This is a genomic window from Devosia sp. (assembly GCF_028290625.1).
GTDB lineage: Bacteria > Pseudomonadota > Alphaproteobacteria > Rhizobiales > Devosiaceae > Devosia.
The window spans coordinates 142,410-168,449 of record NZ_JAQGJM010000012.1; the positions used below are offsets into that span (position 1 = coordinate 142,410).

The window sequence follows — 26,040 nt, forward strand, 5'->3', positions numbered from 1 at the left end:
TGATGAATGTGCCGCCGTCGGCTTCCGCTGACGCAGAGGAGATTCGAGCCGGTGAGTCAGGGTGGAGCACTCAGCTATCTCGTGCCGCTGGAAACCCGCACGCGCGGCGTGGCGGTGCTGGATGCGCTCGCGGCGATGATCGAGAGTGCGGGCCTCACCATCGGCGATCGCCTGCCCCCCGAAGTATCGCTGGCGGCGACGCTCGGCGTCGGCCGCTCGACCATGCGCGAAGCGCTCAACCGCTGGGAAGGCCTTGGCATCATCAAGCGCCGGCAGGGCGACGGCACTTATCTGACGGCGCGGGTGCAGACCTCGCGCGGGCTGGTGCCCACCATGGTGCGGCTCGAAGGCGAAGCGCTGCTGCGGCTGATGGAAGTGCGCCGGACGCTCGAAAACGATGTGGTGCGCAAGGCAGCGATTGCCGCGAACCCGAGCCAGCGGGCAGAAATTGGCCGGCTGTGTACGGTGCTGCTGATCGAAGTCGACGCGGGGCGGCCGTGGCGCAAGGCCGACCATGCGTTTCATGGCGCGATCTACGATGCCTCGGGCAATCCGATGTATGGGCAGATCCTCGCCAACCTCGACCATGCGCTGGAGCGCGGCGGGGATTCGCCGTTCGGGGCAGATGCGTTTGGGTTGGATTCGTTTCCCATTCACCGGACCTTGGCGGATGCGATCGTGGCGGAGGATGTCGAGGGGTCGGTGGCGGCGATCAATGCGATTTTGGATAGTGTCGAAAATGAAGTTAAGGCGATCGTGGCGGGCGGGGCGGTTTAGGGGCTGAGCTTCGGCTCCCCTACTCCTTGTGGGGATCTGGCTGGTCTGATGGTCCAGTCGACGCCTCCCCCCTACTAGGGGGAGGATCAAGGTGGGGGTCGGTTGGCCGCAATAGCGGGGCTCTCGAAACCCCCACCCAACCTCCCCCTGGTAGGGGGAGGAGCCTGCCGGTGGTTGCGATCAGATCGTGCCATTGGCCTTGAGAGGTAAGAAAGTCCTCACCCCCCGTGATTGATCATCACGTGCCGGACCACCGTGTAATCCTCCAGCGCATATCCCGACAGGTCCTTGCCGTAGCCGGATTGCTTCAGGCCGCCATGGGGCATTTCGTTGACCAGCATGAAATGGGTATTGATCCAGGTGCAGCCGTAGCGAAGGCGGGCGGCGGTTGCCATGGCCTTGTTGACGTCGCGGGTCCAGACCGATGAGGCGAGGCCGTAGTCACTGTCATTGGCCCAGGTGACGGCGTCCTCGGGCTCCTTGAACCGGGTGATGGAGATGACTGGCCCGAAGACCTCGCGGCGGACGATTTCGTCGGATTGCAGCGCGCCGGCGACGACGGTGGGCTGGAAGAAGAAGCCCCTATCGCCGGTGGCCTTGCCCCCGGTGGTGATTTCGATATTGGGCAGTTCTGCGGCGCGGTTGACGAAGCTGGCGACGCGATCGCGCTGGCGGCCGGAAATCAGCGGGCCGATTTCGTTCTTGGTGTCATCGGGATCGTTGAGCGTGATGGTGGAGACGGCAGAACTCAGATCGGCGACGAGCTTGTCGTAGATCTTGTCGCCGGCATAGACGCGGCAGGCGGCGGTGCAGTCCTGCCCGGCATTGTAGAAGCCGAAGGCGCGGAGGCCCGAGACGACGCTTTCGAGATCGACGTCATCATATACGATGACCGGGGCCTTGCCGCCGAGTTCGAGGTGGGTGCGCTTGACCGATTTGGCGGCGGCTTCGATGACCTTCTTGCCGGTGCCGATATCGCCGGTGATGGAGATCATGTTGATCTTGGGATGGTTGATCAGCGCATTGCCGACGGTGGCGCCACGGCCGAGCACGATATTCACGACACCTTCGGGCAGGATGTCGGCCAGCAGCTTTGCGAATTTGAGCGCGCTGAGCGGGGTCTGTTCGGAGGGCTTGAAGACGACGGTATTGCCGCCGGCCAGCGCAGGCGCCAGCTTCCAGGCCATCATCATCAGCGGGTAGTTCCACGGCGCGATGGAGCCGATGATGCCGACCGGATCGCGGCGGATCATCGAGGTGTGGCCGGGCAGGTATTCGCCGGCGACAGCGCCAGTCATCGAGCGAACGGCACCGGCAAAGAAGCGGTAGCAATCGACGATGGCGGGGATTTCGTCATTGATGACGGCATTGATGGGCTTGCCGCAATTGAGGGCTTCGAGCGTGGCGAAGCCCAAGGCATCTCGCTCGATCGCGTCGGCGATCTTGAGGAGATAATTGGAGCGCTGGCCGGGCGTGGTGCGCGACCACGAGGTGAACGCCTTTTCGGCGGCGTTGACGGCGGCATCGATTTGGCCCAGCGAGGCTTCGGGCAGCAGCAGGATATCCTCGCCGGTCTTGGGATTGAGGATGTGTTCCTCGGTCTCGGTGCCCGCCACGAAGGACGCACCGATCAGCATATTGGTGTCCAGGATAGCCTCCTCTTATTTGCCGCTGCCGGCGATCTGGTCGCCATCGCGGGTCAGGTAGAATGCCAGCAGCATGGGCAGCGTGGTGACCAGCACCACGACCATGGCGACGACATTGGTAACGGGACGCTGGCGCGGGCGGATCAGCTCTTCGAGCATCCACAGCGGCAAGGTTTGTTGCTGCCCGGCAGTGAAGGTGGTGACGATGACCTCGTCGAAGCTGAGCGCGAAGGCCAGCATGCCGCCGGCCAAGAGCGCTGTGCCGATATTGGGCAGGATGACGTGGCGGAAGGTTTGGAAGCCATCGGCGCCGAGATCCATCGAGGCTTCGATCAGCGAGCCGGAAGTGCGGCGGAACCGGGCGACGGCGTTGTTATAGACCACAACAACGCAGAATGTGGCGTGGCCGAGCACGATGGTCCAGAAGGAAAACGGGATATCGGCGATGGAAAAGGCCGAGCGCAGGGCCATGCCGGTGATGATGCCCGGCAGCGCGATCGGCAGGATGACCAACAACGAAATCGTCTCACGGCCGAAGAACTGGGTTTGCGATACCGCGGCGGCGCAAAGCGTGCCGAGGATCAGGGCGATCAGGGTGGAGATCGAGGCGACCTGCACCGACAGGGTCAGAGCGCTCCACAGGTCGGTGCGGCCCCAGGCGACGGCGAACCATTTCAACGTCAACCCCGGCGGCGGCCAGACGAAACTGCGCTCCTCGGTGGTGAAGGCATAGACGAAGATGATGAGCAGCGGGACGAGCAGAAAAGCGAGGCCGGCTGCGGAGGCGAGCTTGAGGGGCCAGGGCGCGCGGGTTTCAGAGGACATGGTGGTCCTCTACCGCTAGCAACACCCACGGCGTCATTCCCGCGGAAGCGGGAACCCATTCTTGCTCGATCATGGTGTCACGCCCTCGTGGTTCGAGGCTCGCGAAGGGCTCGCACCTCACCATGAGGGCTACTGATACAAGCTCGATATCCCCGTAGTCCTCATGGTGAGGCGGGAGGCGTAGCCGACCCTCGAACCACGAGGACGTGGCACGAAGAATAGGTTCCCGCTTGCGCGGGAATGACGCCGTGAGTGGTGAGACGGTGGTGAGACCCCTAGAGCGCATCGAAGGCTCCGAGGCGTTTGGCCATCCACAGATAGAGCCCCATGATGACGATCGGCACCACTGTGAACGCGGCTGCCAGCGGGATATTTCCCGCGCTGCCTTGCTGGGCATAGACGGCTTGGCCGATGATCTGGCGGGAGGAGCCGACGATATTGGGGATGATGTAATCGCCCAAAGTCAGCGAGAAGGTGAAGATGGAACCGGCGACGAGGCCGGGCAAAGCGAGCGGGAAGATGACGTGCCAGAAGGTCTGGAACGGGGTAGCCCCGAGATCGCCCGAGGCGTCGATCAGGTTGACTGGAACGCGCTCCAAAGCTGCCTGGGTCGGCAGGATCATGTAGGGCAGCCAGATATAGAGGAAAACCAAGAAGGTGCCGGTGTAGCTGACCGACAGCGAGTTGCCGCCAATGACGGGGATGGACAGGAATGCGTCGAGCAGCGGGGTGAGGCGGAGGCTCTCGAACACCCAGTTGAGAATGCCCTCCTTGGCCAGGATCAGCTTCCAGGCATAGACCTTGACGAGGTAGCTCGACCACAGTGGCAGCATGACCCCTAGATAGAACAGGGCCTTCCATTTGCCCTTGGCGTAGCGGGCGGCCATGTAGGCGATGGGGAAGGCGACGATACCCGAGGCCAGGGTGACCGCCGCCGCCATGAGGACGGTGCGAACGATGATGTCGAAATTGGATGGGCGGAACAGCTGGGCATAGGTGCTGAGGGTGAATTCGGGGACCACAAGGCCGGAGAATTCGTCGAGCGAGTAGAAGCTCTGGAGCAATAGCGCGAGGAGCGAGCCGAGATAGATGATGCCGAACCAGAGGACGGGCGGGGTCAGCATCAGGAAGACCAGCAGTTTCGGATGGCGCCAGAAGGCGTCGGACAGGGCGCCGAAGATGCCGCCGCGGCGCGGCAGGATGGCGCCGGTGTCGAGAACGATCACGTCTCGCGCTCCATCAGATGGAGGGCTTCGGGGGCGAAGAGGACGCCGACCATGTCGTCCACGTTGGCACTATTGCCCGAGGCCGGGACGACGGCATGCAACGATGCGCCATTGACGTAAAGGCCCAGCCGCACCGTCGAGCCCATGAAGCTGCGGGCGGTCACCCGGCCCTGCATGGCTGCGCCATCGGAGGGGGTAATGTGGATCGCTTCGGGGCGCAGGCTGGCCCAGGCGCGCTGACCGGTGATGGTCGCGGTGAAATCGGGCGGCAGCAGGTTGGACGAGCCGACGAAATCGGCGACGAAGCGCGAATTGGGGCGGTTGTAGATCTCCTCGGGCGTGCCGACCTGCATGACCTTGCCGTCGCTGAACACCGCGACCCGATCGGCCATCGACAGGGCCTCGCCCTGGTCGTGGGTGACGAAAATGAAGGTGATGCCGAGCGAACGCTGCAGGCTTTTCAGTTCCTCCTGCATAGATTCGCGCAACTTGAGATCGAGCGCGCCGAGCGGCTCATCGAGCAGCAGAACCTTGGGCCGGTTGACGATGGCGCGGGCCAAAGCGACGCGCTGGCGCTGGCCGCCCGAGAGCTGGCCGGGGCGGCGGGCGCCGTAGCCTGATAGTTTGACCATGGCGAGCGCGTCTTCAGCCTGGCGGTGGCGCTCAGCCTTGTCGACCTTTCGCAGCATCAGCGAATAGGCGACGTTGTCGAGCACGTTGAGATGCGGAAACAACGCGTAGTCCTGGAACACGGTGTTCACGTTGCGCCGATAGGGCGGCACGCCCTCGGCGGTTTCGCCGAAGATTTCGATGTGGCCGGCGGTCGGTTGTTCGAAACCGGCGATGACGCGGAGGCACGTGGTCTTGCCGGAGCCCGAGGGCCCCAGCATGGCGAAAAATTCGCCGGGCGCGATTTCCAGATCGACCGCGTCCATGGCGCGGATGGGGCCGAAATGGCGCGAGACCTGTTGGAGGGAGACGGCTGAGGTCATGCGGCTGTCTCCCCCCGATCGCCGTCAGCTGCCCATGACGGCGATGTAATCCGAAACCCAGCGCGAATAGGGCACGCATTCACCGCCCCCCTCGCATTGCGCCGTCGGGGTTTTCCAGAACTTGATCTTGTCGAAATTGTCGAAGCCATTGGTGGCGCAACCGGTTTCGCCGAGCAGTTCGCTGGCGGTACAGGCGGCGGGCACGGTCGGGACCGAACCGAACCAGGCGGCGACGTCACCCTGCACTTTCGGGTCGAGCGAATGCTCCAGCCACGCATAGGCGCAGTTCGGGTGCGCGGCGTCGGCGGCCAGCATGGTGGTATCGGCCCAGCCGGTGGCGCCTTCGGCCGGAATGGTGGAGGCAACCGGCTGCTCGGCGGCAATCAGGGTATTGACCTGGTAGGGCCACGAGCCCGAGGCGACGACGCCTTCATTGGTGAAGTCGTCGACCTGTACGGCGGCGTCATGCCAATAGCGGCCGATCAGGGCGCGCTGGCCCTTGAGCAGTTCGATGGTGGCCGCATATTGCTCTTCGTTGAGCTGGTAGGGGTCCTTGATGCCCAGTTCGGGCTTGGCGGTCATCAGGTAATTGGCGGCGTCGGCGATGTAGATGGGGCCGTCATAGGCCTGCACGCGGCCCTCATTGGTCTTGCCGTCGGGCAGGTCCATTTTTTCGAACACCACGTTCCAGCTGGTCGGCGCGGTGGGGAAAGTGGTGGTATTGTACATCAAGACGTTGGGGCCCCATTGATAGGGCACGCCGTAGTGCTGGCCGTCGACGGTGTACCAGGCCGCGTTCTGCAGGCGCTCGTCGACGGTGGACCAGCTCGGGATCAGGTCGGTATTGACCGGGACGACCTTCTTGCCGGCCACGAGGCGCAGCGAGGCGTCGCCCGAGGCGGTGACGAGATCGAAGCCGCCGCCGTTCATCAGCGTGACCATTTCGTCGGAGGTGGCGGCGGTCTTGACGTTGACCTTGCAGCCACTGTCCTTTTCGAAGGCGGTGACCCAATCGTAGCCGGGGTCGCTTTCGCCGCGTTCGATATAGCCCGGCCAGGCGACGATATTGAGCTCGCCCTCATTGGTCCCGAGCGTCGTCATCATGTCCTGGGCCATCAATTGGCCGGTGAACAGCACCACCATCGAGAGCGCCGTACCTGTCCTCAGTATCGATTTCATCGCTATCTCCCTGTTCCTGAACGAACCGAGCCGGCCTTGGTGGCCGGTCGCGCTCGGGAGCGGGCGCGGAGCGCATGGCTCCCTGAAAGAGAGCTTAGAGCGCCCGTTAACTTTCGCAAATCTTTTGTAACGAAGCCTCGTATCGGAAAAACCGATACCACATCAGGGTCGCTGGCGAGGATGATGGGCCTGGGCCATGAAGATGAAGTCGCGGGCGGCGCGCGGCAGGGTCGAGCCCTTGCGCCAGACCATGCCCACCTGCACCACGGGCAGCACGCCGGCGATATCGCGGCTTTCGATGCGGTCGCCTTCCAGTGACCAGGGGCGATAGATCAGGTCGGGCAGGATGGCGACCCCTGCCCCGGTGGCGACGAGACTGCGCACTGCCTCCACTGAACGGGTGCGAAAAGCCACCTGCGGGCGGGCGCCCAAAGCCGAGAGCAGCTTGCCGGTATTTTCCTCGGTCTCGTCGACCGTCAGCATGATCAGCGGTTCCTTGGCGATATCGTTGATCTCGATGATCTCGGCGCCGGCCAGCCGATGGCCGAGCGGCAGCCACAGGCGATAGGGCGAGGTTTCGAAGATTTCTGCCTGCAGGGCGACGCGGTCGCGCATGTTGGAGATGACCATGACGGCTACGTCGAGCTCACCGCCGATCAGCAGGTGTTCGAGATAATCGCCATTATCCTCGATGGCAGTGACGTTGACGGAGGGCTGGGCGCGGCGGTAACGGGCGAGCAGGTCGGAGAGGATATAGCCGGCTACCAGCGAGGTGACACCCAGATGCAGCGCGCCGGCTTCGGCGGGGATTTCGTCGGAGAAACTGTGGCGCGCGTCGGAGACGCTGGAGAGAATGCGGGTGGCGTGGCGGTAGAATTGCTGGCCCTTGTTGGTCATGGTCAAGCCGCGCCGATGGCGCTCGAACAGGGTCACGCCGAGATCGTGTTCGAGGTCCTTGATGGCGTCGGTGACCGCCGATTGCGAGACGGAAATGACATGGGCCGCGCCCGACACCGTCTGGGTTTCGCAGACGGCGACGAAATATTGGAGCTGACGTAGGGTGAAGGCCACGCGGGTCCGATGGGCTGGCGGAGGGTGGGGTGACGGTAGCGGCGGAACGGGAGGATGGAAAGCCTTCACCTCTCCCTTTGGGGGAGAGGTCGGCGCGCAATGACGGGTGAGGGGGCCTTCCCCAAGCTCCTCACCCAGTAAAGGCCCCCTCACCCGACCCAAGAGGGTCGACCTCTCCCCAAAGGGAGAGGTGAAGGCAGTCTACCGCCCGCCTTCGATCTTGCGGTGGCGCTGGTTGATGCCGCCGGTGCCGTAGGGATATTCCGACATGTCCGGCTTGCTTACTGCGTCGAGCGTTGCCAGTTCACCGCCGGTCAGCGTGAGCGACGTCGCGGCCAGGTTGTCGGCCAGTTGCTCGCGCGTCCGCGCACCGAGGAGAACCGAAGTGACGGCCGGCTGTGCGGCGACCCATGCAAGGGCGATCTGGGCCGAGCTGACCCCGCGCTCCTTGGCGATAGCGGCCAGGGCCTCGACGACCTGCCACGTCTGTTCGCGGGCATTGCGCTTGTCGAAAGCCTCCATGCCGCGCTTGGGATTTTCGCCCAGGCGGGTCGCGCCGGTCGGCGTCACATCGCGCTGATACTTGCCGCTGAGCCAGCCGCCACCGAGCGGCGACCACGGCATCAGCCCCATGCCCGCATCCAGCACTGCCGGTACGATTTCGTGCTCGATATCGCGCATCAGCAGGTTGTATTGCGGCTGCAGCGTCACCGGGGCCGTGTAGCCGTTGGCCTTGGCCATCCAGACGGCCTTGGTCAGTTGCCAGCCGAGGAAATTGGAAAAGCCGTAATAGGCGATCTTGCCATTGCGTACGCTGTCATCGAGGAAGCGCAGGGTTTCCTCCAGCGGGGTCAGCGCGTCCCAGGCGTGCATCTGGTAGAGATCGATCTGCTCGACCTGGAGGCGGCGCAGGCTATCGTCCAGCGCCTTGCCGAGGTGGCGGCGCGAGATGCCGACATCATTGGGACCGGTGCCCATGGGGAAACGGGCCTTGGTGGCAATGACGAGTTGCTCGGCCTCGGTTTTGTGGGCCTTGAGCCAGCGGCCGATGATTTCCTCGGAAACGCCGGCGTTATAAACGTTGGCGGTATCGATGAAATTGCCGCCGGCGGCGACGTAGTCATCCATCAACTGGCCAGACATGGCCTCGTCGGCCTCGTGGCCGAAAGTCATCGTGCCGAGAGCGTAATTGGTCACGATCGCGCCGCTCGGGCCGAGTTTGCGGTATTCCATAATGGGGCTCCCTTTGGGGATGTTCGAATGAGCAATCATCGCCCGACGGCCGCGTCATCGCATCCAAGGAGCTGGATGCAATTATTGACAATGTGACAGTTTTTTGTCGGGCGGGGCGTGATTTGAGGTACGCCAGTCAATATTGCACCGGGAGGGGGCGTGGGGCAAGCCCTGACCAGAACGCTTTGTTTTCGCCGCCAAGCTCCCTCCCCGCGGAGTCATTCCCGCGCAGGCGGGAATGACCCGGTGGTGGTTGGGATTGGCGAGATCGACGCGACCTGCCTAAGCGCCAACCGCCGAACGCATCGCGATGCGATATTCCAGCGGGGCCAGCGCGTGCTTGCGCCGGAACGCCTTGGCCAAGTAATTCGCATTGGCGAAGCCGGCCGCCGCAGCGATGGCGACGACGCTCATATCGGTGGCCAGCAGCAGCCGCTCGACCCGCTCCAGCCGGCGCTCGAAGACGAAGACCGATGGGGAAGACCCCAGAGCCGCCGAAAACTGCCGCACGAAATGGGCGCGGCTCATCTGCGCCGCCGCCGCGATGCGCTCGACATTGATGGCGCCAGCCAGGTTGGCATCGACATAGGCCACGGCCCGAGCGATGGCCGGCGGCAAAGCCAGCCGCGGTTCGGCATTGGTGCTGAACACCCCATCATGCAGCGCCACAATGGCGGCATAGGCGGCGCTCGAAGCCTCGCCGGGCAGGATCCCCGGCCGATCGATCAGCGCGAGGCACGCATCAGCCATCCGGTCGATTACCGCCTCCGGCAAGGTCAGCACCGGGCCGGCCGCGTCGATCACCTCACGGGCGATGCGCAGTGCCTCACGGCCATGCAGCACGATCCAGAAATACTCCCAGCTTTGACCACGTTCGAGCCAGTAGCGATGGGCATGGGGCAGGCTAAGGACCATGGTTTGCCCCGGCGTCAACCGGTGCTGCGTGCCGGCATAATCGAGCCTACCCTGCCCCGCGATGGTGTGCTGCAACACGAGGAATGGCGCGGTGCCGCGCTGCAATCCATCCCAGGAATAGACCTCGTTGACGCGCTGCTCATAGCCGGCGCTGATCGCCATGGCGTGCAGCGGCACGGCGCTTTTCGGCAGCGCCAGCACCCGCAGTTTATGGCCATAGTCGATCAGATCACTGAGCACAAAATTACCCGCCTGCGCATAAGTTTTCTCTACACCGATCCGGCCTGTGCCGCTAGACAGGAGGCAGAGAAATTAGCCGCAACGCGGCAGGGAGAGATTGATGGCCTTCAAAGTTACCGTCATCGGCGCCGGCTCGATCGGCTTTACCAAAACGCTGATCTCGGACCTGCTCAAGGTCCCCGAATTTGTCGATTGCGAATTCGCGCTGACCGACATCAATCCGGCCAATCTGGATATGGCCAAGCAGATCATCGACATGATCGTCTCGGTCAATAATTTACCCGCCAAAGTGACCGCCACCACCGATCGCCGCGCCGCTATTACGGGCGCTCGTTACATCATGAGCTGCGTACGTGTGGGCGGGCTTGAGGCCTTCGCGACCGACATCAAGATTCCGCTCAAATACGGCGTCGACCAGTGCGTGGGCGATACCATCTGCGCCGGTGGCATCTTGTATGGCCAGCGCAACATTCCGGTGATCCTCGATTTCTGCAAGGACATCCGCGAAGTCGCCGAGCCGGGCGCGCTGTTCCTCAACTATGCCAACCCGATGGCGATGAACACCTGGGCCGCCGAGCAATATGGCGGGGTCAATGTCGTCGGCCTGTGCCACGGCGTGCAGCATGGTGCGCACCAGATTGCCCAAGTTCTGGGTGTCGAGGATAGCGAGCTCGATTATGTCTGCTCGGGCATCAATCACCAGACCTGGTACATCGATATCCGCGCCAAGGGCCGCAAGATCGAGGCGGATGAGCTGATCGCCGGCTTCGAGCGCCACCCGGTTTATTCCAAGCAGGAAAAGGTGCGCATCGACGTGCTCAAGCGCTTCGGGGTTTATTCCACCGAGAGCAACGGGCACCTCAGCGAATACCTGCCCTGGTATCGCAAGCGTCCGAACGAGATCAACCGCTGGATCGACATGAGCGACTGGATCCATGGTGAGACCGGGGGCTATCTGCGCCACTCGACCGAGCGCCGCAACTGGTTCGAAACCGATTTCCCGATGTTCAAGGAGCAGGCCAACAAGCCGCTGTCCGAGCACAAGCGGACCACCGAGCACGCCAGCTACATCATCGAGGCGATGGAAACCGGGCGCGCCTATCGCGGCCATTTCAACCGCCGCAACAATGGCATCATCACCAATCTGCCCGATGACGCGATCATCGAAAGCCCCGGCTATGTGGATCGTTTCGGCATCAACATGATCGAAGGCATCACGCTGCCGACCGCCTGCGCCGCGACCTGCTCGGTGTCGGTCTCGGTGCAGCGCTTGTCGGTGGAAGCCGCGATGACCGGCAATTTGGATACGCTGAAGCTCGCCGTGCTGCATGATCCACTGGTCGGGGCCATCTGCACGCCCGACGAGGTCTGGGCGATGGTCGATGAGATGGTCGTCGCACAGGCCCAGTGGCTGCCGCAATATGCCGACGCGGTCCCAGCCGCCAAGGAGCGCATGGCCAAATCGACGGTCAAGACCAGCGATTGGGAAGGCGCCGCGCGCAAGCGCGTCCGCTCGGTGGAAGAGCTGCGCGAAATGGTGGGCGGGCACCACTAAGCCCTCCCAAAAGACAAAAGAACCCCTCCCGAACCGGGCGTCCCTTGTGGGGCGCCCGGCTTGGTTTTAGAGTGTGGTGGGGAGAACATAACGCATGGAAAAACCTGCGCATTTCGTCATCGTGGGCGGTGGGACCGCCGGCTGGATCGCGGCGTTCATCATTCAGGATGAGGCGCGGCGGAGGGGGCTGAACGCCAAGATTTCGGTGGTGGAGTCGTCGAAGATTCCGACCGTGGGGGTGGGCGAGGCCACGACTGCAGCGTTCCGCGTGTTGCTCAAACATTTCAAGATCGATGAGTTCGAGTTTTTCCGGAAGACGGATGCCAGTTTCAAGCTGGGCATTCGCCACGAAGACTGGCGGCGCAAGGGTTTTACCTATTACGGGCCGATCGATGATCCACATCAGGTGATCCAGGCGCCGGCGGGGGCGCCGTCGGATTATCTCAATGTGTATGCGGTGGCGGCCGGGCGGGCGGTGCAGGAGATGCATCTGTTCCAGCCGCTGCTGGAGCAGAAAAAGGCGCCGTATGCGCGCAAGGCCGATGGGTCGCTGATCCCGCTGGGGCCATTTCATCATGCCTATCATTTCGATCAGGCGCTGGTGGGGAAGTTTTTTGCCAGCAAATCCAAGGGCGTGGACATCGTCGATGCGACGGTGGCGAGCGTCGAGCGCGATGCGGAGAGCGGGCTGATCACGGCGCTGGTGCTGGACGATAATCAGCGGTTCGAGGGCGATTTCTTCATCGACGCGACGGGGTTTCGCAAGCAGATCATCGTCAAGGAACTCAAGGCGCCGTGGATTTCCTATGCGCATGAATTGCCGGTCAATCGGGCGCTACCGTTCTGGATCGATATCAAGCCGGGCGAGGAATTGGCCAATTATACAAGGGCTTGGGCTCAGAGCTCGGGCTGGATGTGGCAGATTCCGACGCGGACGCGGTACGGCTGCGGCTATGTGTATTCCGATGAATTCTCGACGCCGGAGGAGGCCAAGCTCGAAGTGGAGAGGGTGCTGGGGCATGAGATCGAGGTGCGGAGCGACATCAAGTTCCAGATCGGGCGGCTGGAGAATGCGTGGATTGGCAATACGATCGCGGTGGGGCTGAGTTCGAGTTTTCTCGAGCCGCTGGAGTCCACGTCGATCCATGGGACCATCGTGCAGATGATGCTGTTCGCGCAGCAGTATCTCAAGGCACCGGGGGAGATGACCGGTAGCGACAGGGCCGATTACAACGCGCGGGTGGGGCGGCAGGTGGATGATTTCCGCACCTTTGTGAACACGCACTACGTCACCGAGCGCGACGACACGCCGTTCTGGCGCGAGGTCAGAGCCAACCGCATCCATCCCGAGACCAAGGATCGGCTGGCGCGCTGGCAGACCAGGATGCCGCGGCAGGAGGATTTCCCGAGCTATCTTGGCGGGCTGCCGCATATCGAGACGCAATTGCATTATCCGGTGCTGAGCGGGCTGGGGCTGCTCAACCAGGATATGGCGCGGGCGGAGATGGATCGCGATCCGAAACTTCGGCGCTTTGCGCAGGAAACGTTCAATGCGCTGGTGAAGGAATATCGCGCGGCGGCGAGCCAGGCGCTGGGGCATGCCGAGTTTCTGGCCGCCGTGCAGGAGATGGCGTGAGCGGTTTGACGCCGTTTGTGTTGGCGGTGCTTACCCTGCTGGCGGTGCCGGGGCCGACCAATACGCTGATGGCGGCGGCCGGCGCGAGCCGGGGCGTGGTGCGGTCGTTGCCGTTTCTGGCGGGTGAGTTGGGCGGCTATTTCATTGCGATTATGTTCTGGACGGAGGTTGTCGGAGCGGCGGCGAATAGCCAACCGCTGGTGCCGGTGGTGGCCAAGTTTGTCGCGGCGGCATTTTTGATCTGGTCGGCTTGGAAGCTGTGGAGCGCGGGGAGACGAGCTGACCTGCCACAGCGTGGAATTACCCTGTCGCGAGTGTTCGCGACGACGCTGGTCAATCCCAAGGGGCTGGTGTTTGCGTTTGCGATTTTTCCGCAGGTGGGGTTTGGGGCAAGGCTGCCGTATCTGGGCGTGTTTGCCGTGTTGGTGGTGGTGACGGCGATCGGCTGGATGACGCTGGGGATGGTAGCGGAGAGATCGTCGCGGGGGTGGTTGACGTCGGCGCGGGTGGAGCGGGTGACAGGGGTGGTGCTGGTCGTGTTTGCGGTGGTGCTGGTGGTGCAGACGGTAGAGGGGTTGATCGGCTGATAGATCGGGGGGGCATCCGTACCCCCACCCCTGTCCCCTCCCCACAAGGGGGAGGGAGACGCCGGCCCAATCGGTCATTGTAACCGCGACCTTTGAGTTGGCGGCTTCATGGTCTCCCTCCCCCTTGTGGGGAGGGGACAGGGGTGGGGGTGGTTTCGCCCTCAGTACACAAAACCAATCGGCCCCGATGTTTCCACATCGGGGCCGATTTGCAAGCAGGGAGGACTAATCCAGAGCCGCTTACGCGACCTGCTGCTTGCGGGAGCCGCGGGCCCAGGCGGGCAGCATGGTGCCGTGGGCTTCGAGGAGATCGTCGACCAGGTTCCAGATCTGTTCGAGATCGAGTTCGGCGGCGGTGTGGGGGTCCATCATCGCGGCATGGTAGATGTGTTCGCGGTTCTCGGTCATCATGGCGGCGACGGTCAGTTCCTGCACGTTGATGTTGGTGCGGATCAGCGCGGTCAGTTGCGGCGGCAGGTCGCCGATGAAGGTGGGCTGGATGCCCGAGGCATCGACGAGGCAGGGCACTTCGACTGCGGCGTTATTGGGCAGCGAGGTGATGACGCCGTTGTTGCGGACGTTGCCGTAGATCACCGAAGGCTCGCCGGTCCAGACCGAGTGGACGATCGAGGAGGCGTATTCCTTGGACTGCGCCACTTCGATGCGGTCGGCGTTGCGGTAATCCTGGCTGGTCTTTTTCCACTTGGCGATCTGCTCGACGCAGCGCTTGGGATATTCATCCAGCGGAATGCCGAACTTCTCGATCAGGTCCTCGCGGCCTTCCTTGATGAAGTAGGGGGTGTATTCGGCGAAGTGCTCGGAGCTTTCGGTGACGAAATAGCCCAGGCGGGTGAGCATCTCGTAACGAACCTTGTTCGGGCAGCGCGGGTTCCAGGTCGGCTTGGGGGCGCGGCCTTCGCGATAGGCGCGGACCAGATCCGGATAGAGATCGCGATAGGAGCCGTCGGCCTGGCGATGCTCGAACTTGAGATAGAAGGCCATGTGGTTGATGCCGGCCGAGCGGTAGCGGATTTCCTCGTAGGGAATATCGAGATCGTGGGCCAGTTCCATGGCCGTGCCCTGCACCGAGTGGCAGAGGCCGACCTGCTTGATGGTGGGATACTTTTCGGCGATGGCCCAGGTGTTGATGGCCATGGGATTGACGTATTGCAGCATGACCGCCTCGGGGGCGACCTGCAGCATGTCTTCGCAGATGCTCCACAGATGCGGCACGGTGCGCAGGCCGCGCATGATACCGCCAACGCCGAGGGTATCGGCAATGGTCTGGCGCAGGTTATACTTTTTCGGCACGTCGAAATCGATCACGGTCGATGGCTCGTAGCCACCGATCTGGAAGCAGACGACGACGAAATTGGTGCCGTCCAGCGCCTGGCGCTGGTTGGAATAGGTCTCGACCTGGGCCGAAACGCCAAGAGTGGCGATCAGCTTGCGGGCGATGACTTCGCTCTCTTCCAGCCGCGTTGGGTTGATGTCCATCAGGCGGATGGTGGCGCCGGCTAATGCCGGGCGCTGCAGGATATCGCCGACGATGTTCTTCATGAACACGGCCGAGCCAGCGCCGATAAAGGTAATCTTGGGATTTGCCATAAAATGCTCCTAGGCGGCTATTTCAAACGCAGCGCGGACAAGGCGCTTTGTATAATCGGTTTGCGGATTGGTGAGGACTTCGGACACTGGACCCTGCTCGACGATTTTGCCGTTTTGCATGACCATGACGCGGTGACAGAGGGCTCGCACGACCTTGAGGTCATGCGAGATGAAGAGGTAGCTGAGGCCTTTTTCGTCCTGCAGCTTGCGCAGCAGGTCGATGATCTGGGCCTGCACGGAGAGATCGAGCGCCGAGGTCGGCTCGTCGAGCAGGATGAATTCGGGCTCGAGCGCGATGGCCCGGGCGATGGCGATGCGCTGGCGCTGGCCACCGGAGAATTCGTGGGGGAAGCGCTGCAGGATGGTGTCGGGCATGCCGGCATCGCGCAGGGCCTGGCGGACCCGCTCAACGCGCTCGCGGGAGTTGGCGCCGATATTGTTGACGATCAGGCCTTCCTCGATGATCTGGCGGATCGACATGCGGGGGTTAAGGCTGGCGAACGGATCCTGGAAGACGATCTGCATGCGAGAGCGGAGCGGCCGCATCGCCTGGCGGTCTTTGGTATCGATGCGCTCGCCATCGAAGTAGATTTCGCCGCCCTGGTTGTTGATCAGGCGGATCAGCGCCTGCCCGAAGGTGGTCTTGCCCGAGCCTGACTCACCCACAATGCCCAGCGTTTCATGGCGTTGCAGCTTGATATCGAGATTGTCGACGGCGCGCAGCTCGAAGAAATCGGGCTTGAAGAAGCCGCCGCGCTTGAGCGTGAAGGCGACCTTGACGTTCTTGCCCTCGAGCACCGTTTCGCGCATGTCGCCGAGCGGGTTGGCGGTGCCCTTGGGCTCGGAGGCCAGGAGGTGCTTGGTGTAGGCGTGGGTCGGGTTGGCGAACAAGGCCTCGGTGGCGTTGTGCTCCTGCACGCGGCCGTTCTGCATGACGTAGACGTATTCGGAGAACTGGCGGACCACGGTCAGGTCATGGGTGATCAGGATCACCGCCATGCCGTATTTGTCCTTGAGGTCCTTGATCAGGTTGAGAATCTGCGCCTGCACGGTGACGTCGAGCGCCGTGGTGGGCTCATCGGCGATCAGCACGTCCGGCCGGTTGGCGAGCGCCATGGCGATCATGACGCGCTGGCGCTGGCCGCCGGACAGCTGATGCGGATATTGCAGCAGGCGGGCGCCGGGGTCAGGGATCTGCACCTCTTCGAGCAGGTCGCGGGCCTTTTCCATCGCCTGGCGGCGGTTCATCTTGTTGTGGAGATGGATCACCTCGCAGATCTGCTGGCCGATGGTGTAGACCGGGTTCAGCGAGCTCATCGGCTCCTGGAAGATCATGGCGATGTCGTTGCCGCGCAGCTTGCGCATATCGCGGTCGCTCATCTTGACGATGTCCTGGCCCGACAGCGTGATCTGCGTCTGCGGACCGATGGTGGCCCGCTTGGTGAGGAGCTTCATCAGGGCGCGGGCGGTCACCGATTTGCCGGAGCCGCTTTCGCCGACGAGCGCGATGGTTTCGCCCTTGTGGAGCTGGAACGACACGTCGCGCACGGCGTGGACAGTGCCGCCCTCGACCTTGAAATCGACGGCGATATTGCGGGCGTTGAGGATCAGTTCGCGACCATGGGTGCCCAGGTCGTGGCGATCGTTGGAGACAGGCAAGTTGGTGTCGGTCATGGTCTTGCCCTACTCAATACGGGTCGATGGCGTCGCGCAGGCCATCGCCGAGCGCGTTGAAGGCAAAGACGGTGATCAGCACGAACACCACCGGCGATAGGATCCACGGATAGGAACCAATGACCGAGAAGGTGCCGGTATCCTGCAGCATCAGGCCCCAGGAGATCAGCGGGGGTTTCACCGCGAAGCCGAGGAAGCCAAGGAAGCTTTCGAGCAGCACGACGCTGGGAATGGCCAGGGTGATGGCCACGATGATGTGGCTGAGCACGTTGGGCAGGATGTGGCGCGTGATGATGCGGGCATCGCTGGAGCCGACCGCGATGGCGGCGCGGACATATTCAATGCGCGCCAGCGAGAGGGTCTTGGAGCGGACTTCCCGGCTGAGTTGCGCCCAGCCCAGCACGGCCATCACGGCGATGACGAAGGTTAGGAACACGTTTGATGGCGCAGTTACGGGAATGAGCGAGGTCAGCGCCAGGTAGAGCGGCAATTGCGGGAAGGCGAGCACGAACTCGACGAAGCGCTGCACCCAGGCATCGGTGCGGCCGCCGAGATAGCCGGAGGTAATACCCACCAAGGTGCCGACAATGGTCGTCAGGGTGACCACGGCGAGAGCGATCATCAACGAGATGCGCGAGCCGACAATGCCGCGCGACAGGATATCGCGGCCGAACTTGTCGGTGCCAAGCAGTTGGATCGGCCGTCCGTCGGTGGTGCCGAAGAAGTGGATGTCCGACGGAATGAACCAGAGGATCTTGTAGGGGTAACCCTTGACGAAGAGGCTGGTGGGAGTCGGATTGGTTTTATCCGGCCCGTTCAGGGGCTGGAAGGTGATTGGGTCGAATTCGCCGCTGTCGCCGATGGGGTAGACATAGGGGATCAGGCTGAAGGCGCCGTCGGGGTTCTCGAAGGCGATGACATCGGGTGGGGCAAACGGCAGGTTTGCCGCCTTGGGGTCCATCGGCGCGAAGAAATCGGCAAAGATGGAGACCACCAGCAGCAGGCCCACCAGGGTCAGGCCGATCATGCCCATGGGCGAGCGTTTGAAGCGCCGCCAGACCAGTGTGGCATAGCCTTCATTGCCGTGGGAAAAGCGCGCCTGCACCGGGTTGGTGGCTTCCTCGGCTGGGGTCGGCATGGCGCCACCGGCGTCGGGGGGCAGCGGAATGGAGGATTTGGTGTTGATGTCATCGACCATCAGGCTTCTCCCCCGAGGCGAATGCGCGGGTCGATCAGGACGAGCAGCAGATCGGCGATGATATTGCCGATGATCAGCGTGGTCGCCAGCACCAGCATGAAGGTAGCGGTGACGAACACGTCGCCGACGCCCATGGAGCCAACAATGGCCGGGCCGACGGTGGCGAGGCCGAAGACGATGGCCACTTCGATTTCGCCGCTCAGCATATAGGGCAGCACGACGCCCTGATAGGCGATCAGCGGATGCAGTGCATTGGGCACGGCATGCTTCATGATCACCGCGGCTTCGGGCAGGCCCTTGGCGCGGGCGGTTTCGATATATTGGGCGTTGAGCACGTCGAGCAGGTTGGCGCGCATGACGCGCATATTGTAGGCCAGCCCGCCGAAGGTGGCGATGAAGACCACCGGCCAGACGTGGTAGACTAGGTTGACGAACTTGTCCCAGCTCCAGGGCGCGCCGCCATACTTGGCCGAGAAGAACATCCCGACTTCCTGCACGTTGAGGCGGAAGACCATGATGTACAAAATGATGATCGCGAGCAGGAACCGCGGGATGGTCATGCCGAGAAACGAGATGATGCCCAGCGTGGTATCGACCCAGCTATATTGACGGGTGGCAGCCAGAATACCGAGGCCAATGCCGAGTACGGACGCGAGGATGTGGCAGACCAGCGCCAGCGCGATGGTGGCAGGCAGACGCTCGGTCACCACGGTGCCGACGTCCTTGTTGTAATAGAGCGAATGCCCGAAATCGAAGCGGGTCAGGATGCCGCCGATCCAGTTGAAATATTGGGTGACGAAAGGCTGATCAAGACCGTTGGCGACGCGATAGGCATCTGCCTGGATTTCAGCTTGTTCGGGAGTAGCGCCGCCCTGGTTGACCGCCATCGAGCGGATGTAGTCGCCATAGTCGCCCGGAGGCGCCTGGATGATGGAGAAGGTGACGACGCTGAGCAATAGCAGCAGCGGGATGGCGCTCAGGATGCGCATAGTCAAAAATCGGAGCATCACTGCGGCCTTTCGGGAAACTTCTTAGTCGCATCTTTTTTGCAGAAAACCGGAAGCCACTTTTTTGCTTGATGCTTGGGTGGGCAGGGGATGTCTCCCCTGCCCGCATTCGTAGGATCAGCGGTTACTCGCTGATCGGGCCGGCGGAACCCGGAGCACCCGGCAGGGTGTCTGGATGCAGCTCGAAATTGCCCTGCTTGTCGGCAGCCACGTAGACGCGCTCGCGGATGATGTTGTCTTCAGCCCAGTTGAACATGAAGACAGGCGCACCCACCGGGATATTGGAGAAGCGCTTGTTGACGATCAGCGCACCCGGATACTGGGTCAGACCGACCGAGTAGACGTTTTCAGTGAAGGTGTGCTGGTACTTCTTCATCAGCTCGGTGCGTTCTGCCGGATCGGCGGTGGCGATGAAGCCATTCACGTCATCGACCAGGTCCTGCTCGAAGGGGAGCAAGTCCAGGGTGCCGTCCGTGCCAGCCTTATGGAACGGATGGGTGCGCGGGCCCGTCGGAGCCAGAGCGGTCGTGCTCTGCACCACGGCGACCACTTCGGCGCCCTGGCGTTCGACCGACCAGTCATACTTGCCAGCCAAGGCAATATCGTCACGGGCGGTACCGGCCTGGAAATTGGCGATGACACGGATGCCCAGGGGCTCCAGTTGTGCGATCACGCCTTCGGCCAGATTGGTATCGGTGCCGTAGTCGGTATTGGCGAGGATAGTGACTTCCACATCTGCGCCACCGGCAGTGCCGGCGGGGAAGTTGCGGACGCCGTTGCCGTCGGTGTCCTTGAGGCCGATGCCATCAAGCAGCGCATTGGCTGCGGCGATGTCATAGCCGTAATAAACCGTCGAGGCCTTGTCGTAGTAGGTGGTGCCGGCATAGAGGCCGCCCGGATAGATGGCGGTAAACGGACCACGCACCAGGCTGTCGCCCAGACGCTGACGGTCGATCGCCATCGAGACGGCCTTGCGGAAGTCGAGCTGGCGATTGAGTTCGCGCACGGCCTGGCCGCGGGCATCGGGTTCACCCCAGCCATTGGCCGAGAAGTTCATGCGCAGGGCATAGCCGATGGTGCGGGCACCGAACTGCAGACGTGCGGGAGCCGCAGGATCGGCGGAACGCTTGAGCGCCTCGACGTAGCTTTCGGCCTGTTCGAGGTTGGAGAAGTCGCCCGTGCCGGCCACGGCCTGCACGTCACGATCGGCCCAAGTGGAGAGGCGATACTGGAGTTCGTCGAGATAGGGCAGCTGATTGCCATTCTCGTCGGTCTTCCAGTAGTAGGGATTGCGACGCATGACGATGATATCGTCAGGACGGTACTCGACCGGCACCCAGGCGCCCATCACCGGAATATTCATATATTCGGGCGGGAAGGCGTTCTTGTATTGGTCGTAGGTATTGGCGGTGTTGTACTTGGGGTGCTGTGGCTTGAGGATATGGCTCGGGCCGGGGCAGAAGGAGTCGTAGCCCATGGCATAGAGATATTGGGTCGGCTTGACCTCCTTGAAGGTCCACCGGATCGTATAGGGATCAACTTCTTCGAGCGTGGTGCCCTCGCCGAACCGTTCCTGTGTACCGGTGCCTGACGGCACTGCGGTGACATTGGGATCCAGAACGTTGTCGTTCCAATAGAACATCACGTCTTCGGCGTCGAAGGGGTCACCGTCGGACCATTTTGCGCCTTCGATCAGGTGCATGGTCAACTGATGGCCGTCTTCGGACCATTCCCAGCTCTTGGCCAGGTTCGGCAGCGGCTCGAGTTCGTCGGCCTTGACCTCGAACAGCGGGCCCGTGCGCGTCAGGCATTCGGATAGGCCGATATCGATGCCGCCCCAACCCTGGGACTGGCCGGCAATATAGTTCCAGCCTTCGGGACGGCCGCCGATGACGTGACGCATCACGTCGCCATAGACGCCGACGCCGTCAGGCATGTTGCCGGTCTTGAAGACCAGTGGTTCCTTGGGCAAGCGCTCGGCAACCGGCGGGATGGTGCCGTCGGCAACGAATTTATCCATCCAGGCGGGCTGGTGGTATTCGGGCAGCGCCTTGTATTCCTGAATGTCGGACACGCCGACAAAGACGGGCTCGCTCTGAGCCGCGAATTCCGGCGGATCGGGCAGCACGGCCGTCGCCGTTTGGGCCTGCGTTGCGATCAGGGAAACACCCAGCAGCAAGCCTGCCCCGCCAAGGGCAATTGCATGTTTTCTCATCATTCCTCCCATAGCAGCGGAACGGCGTTGATCGCCGCGCCGAATTATACTCTTCGGCCGTTAGTCCGTGCTTGAGCCAAAATCCTATCCCTTGCCAGCGCGCAAACAATCCGGTTTGTTAGAGACTTATTCCGGGATTCAAAGATAGGTACGCTCTTCAGATGGATGAGTTGAACGCCGCGGGCGACCTGGTCCGGATCGGGCGGGACAAGGCCCCGCGACCCACGCCACGACCAGACCGCAAATTCTATGCCTCGGGCAAGGCCTTCGGTCGGTTCGGGGTGCGTTCGTTTCCGCCGCAACTGATGCCGGAGCCGCATAGCCATGGCCATATCGAGTTCAACTGGCTCACCGCGGGGACGATGGACTATCTGGTCGATAGCCGTCCGGTGACGGTGGGATCGGGGCGACTGGTGGCGTTCTGGGCCGGTATTCCGCACCAAACGGTGGGGCTTAGCCCCGAGACGAGCCTGGGCCGGCAGGTCAATATCTACCTGCCGGTGGATGCCTTCCTGGACATGCCACAACTGGGCCTGCTGACCGAGACCCTGATGGGCGGCGGCGTCGTGCAATTGCGGCCTGACACGATCGGCATCGACGCGCTGGATCGCTGGCATGGCGATTATCGCAGCGGCAACAGCTTGCGCACAGATATCGTCAAGACCGAGATCGGCGCCATGTTCCGCCGCGCGGCGCTAACCGGCTGGGACCTGCTGCTGCCCGCCTGGATCGAAAATTCCAGCGCCCGCACCCGCACTGCCGCCCCGGTGCGCTATGTGGTGCGCATGGTGCGCCATATCGTGGAGAACCTGACCGATCCGCTGACCGCCCAATCCATTGCCGACGTGGTGGGCCTGCATCCCAACTATGCCACCAACCTGTTCGCCAAGGTGATGCACATCTCGGTGCAGAAGTTCGTCGTGCGGATGCGCCTGATCCGGGCGCGTTCCTTGCTGTTCGAGGGCAATTTGTCGGTTTCCAATATTGCGTTTCAGTCGGGGTTTAGTTCGCTGACGCAGTTCTACGAACATTTTCGCAATGCGTATGGGATTACGCCCAGCGAGATGCGCCAGGACGTCATTGATAGGTGACTAGTTCGGCGCCACGCCCTCGTGGTTCGAGGCTCGCAAGGGCTTGCACCTCACCATGAGGCTACTGGGCAGCTGTGGCTCTTGGGGGCTTCGGTCGGGGTCGATATGAAAGTAGTCCTCATGGTGAGGCGGGAGCGTAGCGACCCTCGAACCACGAGGACGTGGCGAGATATTGCGAAGAAGCGCCATCGTCATCGCACCGTCATCATTGCCACCTAATCGCGCAGCAACAACCAGCCGGATCGATTCACCCCCATGTCACAGATACTCAGCAATGCCCGCATCGTGCTGGCCGATCGCACCATTACGGGGTCGGTGACCGTGGACAACGGCATGATCGCGGCGGTCAGCGAAGGCGCCGATATGGCCAGTGATGCACTCGATTTTGGCGGCGACTATCTGCTGCCGGGGATCATCGACCTGCATACCGACAATCTCGAGCACCACATGCAGCCGCGCCCCGCAGTGCGGTGGCCGTCGTCGATGGCGGCCGCTTTGGCGCATGACTGGCAGGTGCTGGGCGCTGGCGTGACCACGGTGCTCGATTCGTTGTCGATGGGCGACTACGACAGCAAGGGGCAACGCACCGCCATGCTGGAAGCAGCGATCGCCGCCGTGGGTCAGGCCAAGGCGGCGGGCGTGCTCAAGAGCGACCACTACCTGCATTTCCGCTATGAACTTTCAGATGCCGGCTTGCTGGATCTGGCCAAGCGGCATGTCGACAATCCGGCGGTGCGATTGGTCAGCATGATGGACCACACGCCGGGCCAGGGGCAGTGGCACGACCTGACCATCTATCGCGCGTTCCGGAAGAAGAAGAATGGCCAGGTGTGGACCGAGCCCGAATGGGACCTCTACATCGCCGAGCGTGTCGCCTCGCAGGCCGAGCATGTGGGGCCGGCCCGCGCCTGGGTCTCGGAGGCCGCTAAGGCCCACAATATTCCCATGGCCAGCCATGACGACACGACGGTGGAAGACGTCGATCGCGCCCATGGCTACGGCATTGGCATCAGCGAATTCCCCACCACGATGGCAGCCGCCAAGCGGGCTCATGAACTGGGCATGCAGAACGTAATGGGCGCGCCCAATGTGGTGCTGGGCGGCTCGCATTCGGGCAATGTCAGCGCGCTGGCACTCGCCGATGAGGGGCTGCTGGATATCCTGACCTCGGACTATGTGCCGGCCAGCATGCTGCAAGCCGCGTTCATCCTGGCCAATCGTGGCCTCGCCATGCATGACGCGGTGGCCATGGTCAGCGCCCGCCCGGCCGCCGCACTCGGCTTTGCCGATCGCGGCCGGATCGAAACCGGGCTGCGGGCGGACCTCCTGCGCGTGCGCGTGGTCGACGGCTTGCCGGTGATCGACGGCATCTGGGTGGCCGGCCGCAAGTTCATGTGAGATGGACCGAGGGGAGGGTTGCCGCTGCCCCTCGGACTGTTGATCAGGCCGCGACGCGTCCGGCCATCGGACGGCGGCGCAGCTCCGGCGTGGTGATCGCGGGTGGATTGTAGTTGGCCTCGTTGATGCCGACATCGGTGCCGGGCGGGACGATCTGGTCGATACGGTCGAGCATCTCGTCGGTGAGCCGAACTTCGGCGCCGGCCAGCAGGTCATCGAGATGGGCCATAGTGCGTGGGCCAAGAATGGCCGAGGTCACGCCCGGATGGGCCATCACGAAGGCTATCGCCATATGGGTGAGCGACAGGCCCGCCTCCTCGGCCAGCGGTATGAGCTGTTCGACGGCGTCGAGGCTGCGCTCATCGGACATCTGCTTGGGCATGAACTTGACCCGCAGGCTATCGGGCAGCGGCTGGCCCTTGCGGTAGCGGCCGGTGAGCATCCCCTTGGACAGCGGACTCCAGACCATGACGCCCATGCCGTAGCGTTGGGCGGTGGGCAGCATGTCGCGCTCGATACCGCGATCCAGCATCGAATAGGGTGGCTGTTCAGTGCGGAAGCGGGCCAGACCGCGCTTTTCGGCGACCCATTGGGCCTCGACGATCTCGGAGACCGGGAAGGTCGACGAGCCGATGGCACGCACCTTACCGGCGCGCATCAGGTCGGTCAGGGCGGAGAGGGTTTCCTCGATATCGGTCTCGGGGGACGGGCGATGGATCTGATAGAGGTCGATATAGTCGGTCTGGAGGCGCCGGAGCGAGGCATCCACCGCCTGCATGATCCAGCGGCGCGAGGCACCCTGCTGGTTGGGATCGGTGCCCATGGGGCCGAAGAATTTGGTTGCCAGAACGACAGTGTCGCGCCGGCCCTTGAGGGCCTTGCCGACGATCTCTTCGGATTCGCCGGCGCTGTAGCGGTCGGCGGTGTCGATGAAGTTGATGCCGGCATCGAGCGCCTTGTGGATGATGGCTGTGGCATCGTCGTGATCGGGGTTGCCGAGCTTGCCGAACATCATGGCGCCCAGGCAGTAGGGGCTGACTTTGATGCCGGTTTTTCCGAGTGTGCGGTATTGCATGATGGTCTCCTAGATTGGCTCACCACGGGATGGTGGCATTGTCCCAGCGGGTGAAGGTGTTGGTCGGGCCGTCCGGGCCGAGCAGGCAGACGCGGACCACTTCGCGAGAGCCGTCCTCGACGGATTCGGTGCCTTCGAAATTGTTGAGGGCGGTGCTGGTGAAGCCGGGCGAGACCAGGTTGACCTTGATGCCGCTTCCTTCGAGCTCGATCATCATGGTGAGCGTCATGGCATTGAGGGCCGTCTTGGAGGCGGCGTAGCCGGGGCCGAAGATGGTGCGGTAGGGAAAGGCCGGATCGGCGTTCGATGTCAGCGACCCGACGCCGCTCGAGACATTGACGATGCGGGCGTCCACACCCAGCCGCAGCAGCGGGAGCATGGCCTGATAGACAGCGAGGACGCCGAACACATTGGTCTCCCAGATGGCGCGGACTTCATCGAGCGAGGCATTGCTGGCGCGGTGAGACTTGGCGTAGTCAGCCAGTGGAACAGCATCCCTGCTGGTATTGGAAATGCCAGCATTGTTGACCAGCAGGTCGAGGCGGCCGAACTCGGTGCGGATGCGTTCGGCGGCAGCGGTGATTGAGGCCTGATCGGTCACATCGATCTGGATCGGAACGGCCCCTGCCCCGATGGATTGGGCAGCGGCCTCGCCGCGTTCGAGATTGCGGGAGCCAAGCAGGACAGTGACGCCGTTGGCGACGAGTTCCTTGGCGAGCTGCAGGCCGACGCCCTGATTGGAGCCCGTGACGAGGGCGATGCGCGTGTGTGCCATCATGATCTCCTTTTTTGAGGTTGCTGTGTGGTCAACAGCGCTGAGGTGCGCTATATGAACCTAAACGGAACAGCATTCCGCCTATATACGGAACGCTGTTCCGTTTAGCAAGTGGGG

General features: G+C 62.8%; 21 protein-coding genes. 6 read left to right on the plus strand and 15 right to left on the minus strand.

Features of this window, described 5'->3' with window-relative positions; translation table 11 throughout:
* Positions 1 to 51: 51 nt before the first annotated feature.
* Positions 52 to 777 (plus strand): FadR/GntR family transcriptional regulator, encoded by a 726-nt coding sequence (locus JWR51_RS06540; protein WP_299745315.1) that lies wholly within the window; start codon positions 52 to 54, stop codon positions 775 to 777.
* Positions 778 to 995: 218 nt separating this feature from the next.
* Here the strand turns inward: JWR51_RS06540 and JWR51_RS06545 are convergent, their stop codons facing one another.
* From JWR51_RS06545 to JWR51_RS06580, 8 genes are all read right to left on the minus strand, one after another.
* Entirely contained in the window at positions 996 to 2,426 is a 1,431-nt protein-coding gene (locus tag JWR51_RS06545; RefSeq protein ID WP_299745581.1) for a gamma-aminobutyraldehyde dehydrogenase, read from the minus strand.
* A 12-nt stretch (positions 2,427 to 2,438) separates the two neighbouring features.
* Positions 2,439 to 3,248, minus strand: a complete 810-nt coding sequence (locus JWR51_RS06550; RefSeq protein ID WP_299745318.1) for an ABC transporter permease — start codon at positions 3,246 to 3,248, stop codon at positions 2,439 to 2,441.
* Between the two features lie 275 nt (positions 3,249 to 3,523).
* Positions 3,524 to 4,474, minus strand: coding sequence for an ABC transporter permease (locus JWR51_RS06555; RefSeq protein ID WP_299745321.1), 951 nt, complete (start codon positions 4,472 to 4,474; stop codon positions 3,524 to 3,526).
* Positions 4,471 to 5,466, minus strand: a complete 996-nt coding sequence (locus JWR51_RS06560) for an ABC transporter ATP-binding protein (RefSeq protein ID WP_299745323.1) — start codon at positions 5,464 to 5,466, stop codon at positions 4,471 to 4,473. Before JWR51_RS06560 ends, JWR51_RS06555 begins: the two co-directional genes overlap by 4 nt.
* Before the next feature lie 24 nt (positions 5,467 to 5,490).
* Complete coding sequence (locus JWR51_RS06565; RefSeq protein WP_299745325.1) at positions 5,491 to 6,645, minus strand: ABC transporter substrate-binding protein; 1,155 nt, start codon at positions 6,643 to 6,645, stop codon at positions 5,491 to 5,493.
* Between the two features lie 162 nt (positions 6,646 to 6,807).
* Entirely contained in the window at positions 6,808 to 7,716 is a 909-nt protein-coding gene (locus JWR51_RS06570; RefSeq protein WP_299745327.1) for a LysR substrate-binding domain-containing protein, read from the minus strand.
* 201 nt (positions 7,717 to 7,917) lie between these two features.
* Positions 7,918 to 8,949 (minus strand): aldo/keto reductase, encoded by a 1,032-nt coding sequence (locus JWR51_RS06575; protein WP_299745329.1) that lies wholly within the window; start codon positions 8,947 to 8,949, stop codon positions 7,918 to 7,920.
* Between the two features lie 282 nt (positions 8,950 to 9,231).
* A complete protein-coding gene (locus tag JWR51_RS06580; protein WP_299745332.1) occupies positions 9,232 to 10,104 on the minus strand; it encodes an AraC family transcriptional regulator in 873 nt (290 codons plus the stop codon).
* 100 nt (positions 10,105 to 10,204) lie between these two features.
* On the opposite strand from JWR51_RS06580, the gene JWR51_RS06585 reads away from it, so the two are divergent.
* From JWR51_RS06585 to JWR51_RS06595, 3 genes are all read left to right on the plus strand, one after another.
* Positions 10,205 to 11,659, plus strand: a complete 1,455-nt coding sequence (locus JWR51_RS06585; RefSeq protein ID WP_299745334.1) for an alpha-glucosidase/alpha-galactosidase — start codon at positions 10,205 to 10,207, stop codon at positions 11,657 to 11,659.
* Positions 11,660 to 11,753: 94 nt separating this feature from the next.
* Positions 11,754 to 13,295 (plus strand): tryptophan halogenase family protein, encoded by a 1,542-nt coding sequence (locus JWR51_RS06590; RefSeq protein WP_299745337.1) that lies wholly within the window; start codon positions 11,754 to 11,756, stop codon positions 13,293 to 13,295.
* A complete protein-coding gene (locus tag JWR51_RS06595; protein ID WP_299745339.1) occupies positions 13,292 to 13,882 on the plus strand; it encodes a LysE family transporter in 591 nt (196 codons plus the stop codon). The genes JWR51_RS06590 and JWR51_RS06595 overlap by 4 nt, the downstream gene beginning before the upstream one ends.
* A 240-nt stretch (positions 13,883 to 14,122) precedes the next feature.
* Here the strand turns inward: JWR51_RS06595 and JWR51_RS06600 are convergent, their stop codons facing one another.
* The 5 genes from JWR51_RS06600 to JWR51_RS06620 all read right to left on the minus strand — a co-directional run bounded on the left by JWR51_RS06600 (position 14,123) and on the right by JWR51_RS06620 (position 21,584).
* A complete protein-coding gene (locus tag JWR51_RS06600; protein WP_299745341.1) occupies positions 14,123 to 15,490 on the minus strand; it encodes an alpha-glucosidase/alpha-galactosidase in 1,368 nt (455 codons plus the stop codon).
* Between the two features lie 9 nt (positions 15,491 to 15,499).
* Complete coding sequence (locus JWR51_RS06605; protein WP_299745342.1) at positions 15,500 to 17,164, minus strand: ABC transporter ATP-binding protein; 1,665 nt, start codon at positions 17,162 to 17,164, stop codon at positions 15,500 to 15,502.
* A gap of 13 nt (positions 17,165 to 17,177) precedes the next feature.
* Entirely contained in the window at positions 17,178 to 18,302 is a 1,125-nt protein-coding gene (locus tag JWR51_RS06610; RefSeq protein ID WP_299745583.1) for an ABC transporter permease, read from the minus strand.
* A 59-nt stretch (positions 18,303 to 18,361) separates the two neighbouring features.
* The gene (locus JWR51_RS06615) at positions 18,362 to 19,369 is read right to left on the minus strand and encodes an ABC transporter permease (protein WP_299745344.1); all 1,008 of its coding nucleotides are present in this window, start codon (positions 19,367 to 19,369) and stop codon (positions 18,362 to 18,364) included.
* A gap of 124 nt (positions 19,370 to 19,493) precedes the next feature.
* Entirely contained in the window at positions 19,494 to 21,584 is a 2,091-nt protein-coding gene (locus tag JWR51_RS06620; RefSeq protein ID WP_299745346.1) for an ABC transporter substrate-binding protein, read from the minus strand.
* 161 nt (positions 21,585 to 21,745) lie between these two features.
* On the opposite strand from JWR51_RS06620, the gene JWR51_RS06625 reads away from it, so the two are divergent.
* Together JWR51_RS06625 and JWR51_RS06630 are read left to right on the plus strand one after the other, a co-directional pair.
* Positions 21,746 to 22,675, plus strand: coding sequence for a helix-turn-helix domain-containing protein (locus JWR51_RS06625; protein ID WP_299745351.1), 930 nt, complete (start codon positions 21,746 to 21,748; stop codon positions 22,673 to 22,675).
* A gap of 255 nt (positions 22,676 to 22,930) precedes the next feature.
* A complete protein-coding gene (locus JWR51_RS06630; protein ID WP_299745354.1) occupies positions 22,931 to 24,073 on the plus strand; it encodes an alpha-D-ribose 1-methylphosphonate 5-triphosphate diphosphatase in 1,143 nt (380 codons plus the stop codon).
* 43 nt (positions 24,074 to 24,116) lie between these two features.
* Here JWR51_RS06630 and JWR51_RS06635 read toward each other — a convergent pair whose 3' ends face one another.
* On the minus strand, positions 24,117 to 25,148 hold the full coding sequence (locus JWR51_RS06635) for an aldo/keto reductase (RefSeq protein WP_299745356.1): 1,032 nt from the start codon (positions 25,146 to 25,148) through the stop codon (positions 24,117 to 24,119).
* A 19-nt stretch (positions 25,149 to 25,167) separates the two neighbouring features.
* On the minus strand, positions 25,168 to 25,923 hold the full coding sequence (locus JWR51_RS06640; protein ID WP_299745359.1) for an SDR family NAD(P)-dependent oxidoreductase: 756 nt from the start codon (positions 25,921 to 25,923) through the stop codon (positions 25,168 to 25,170).
* Positions 25,924 to 26,040 lie beyond the last annotated feature (117 nt).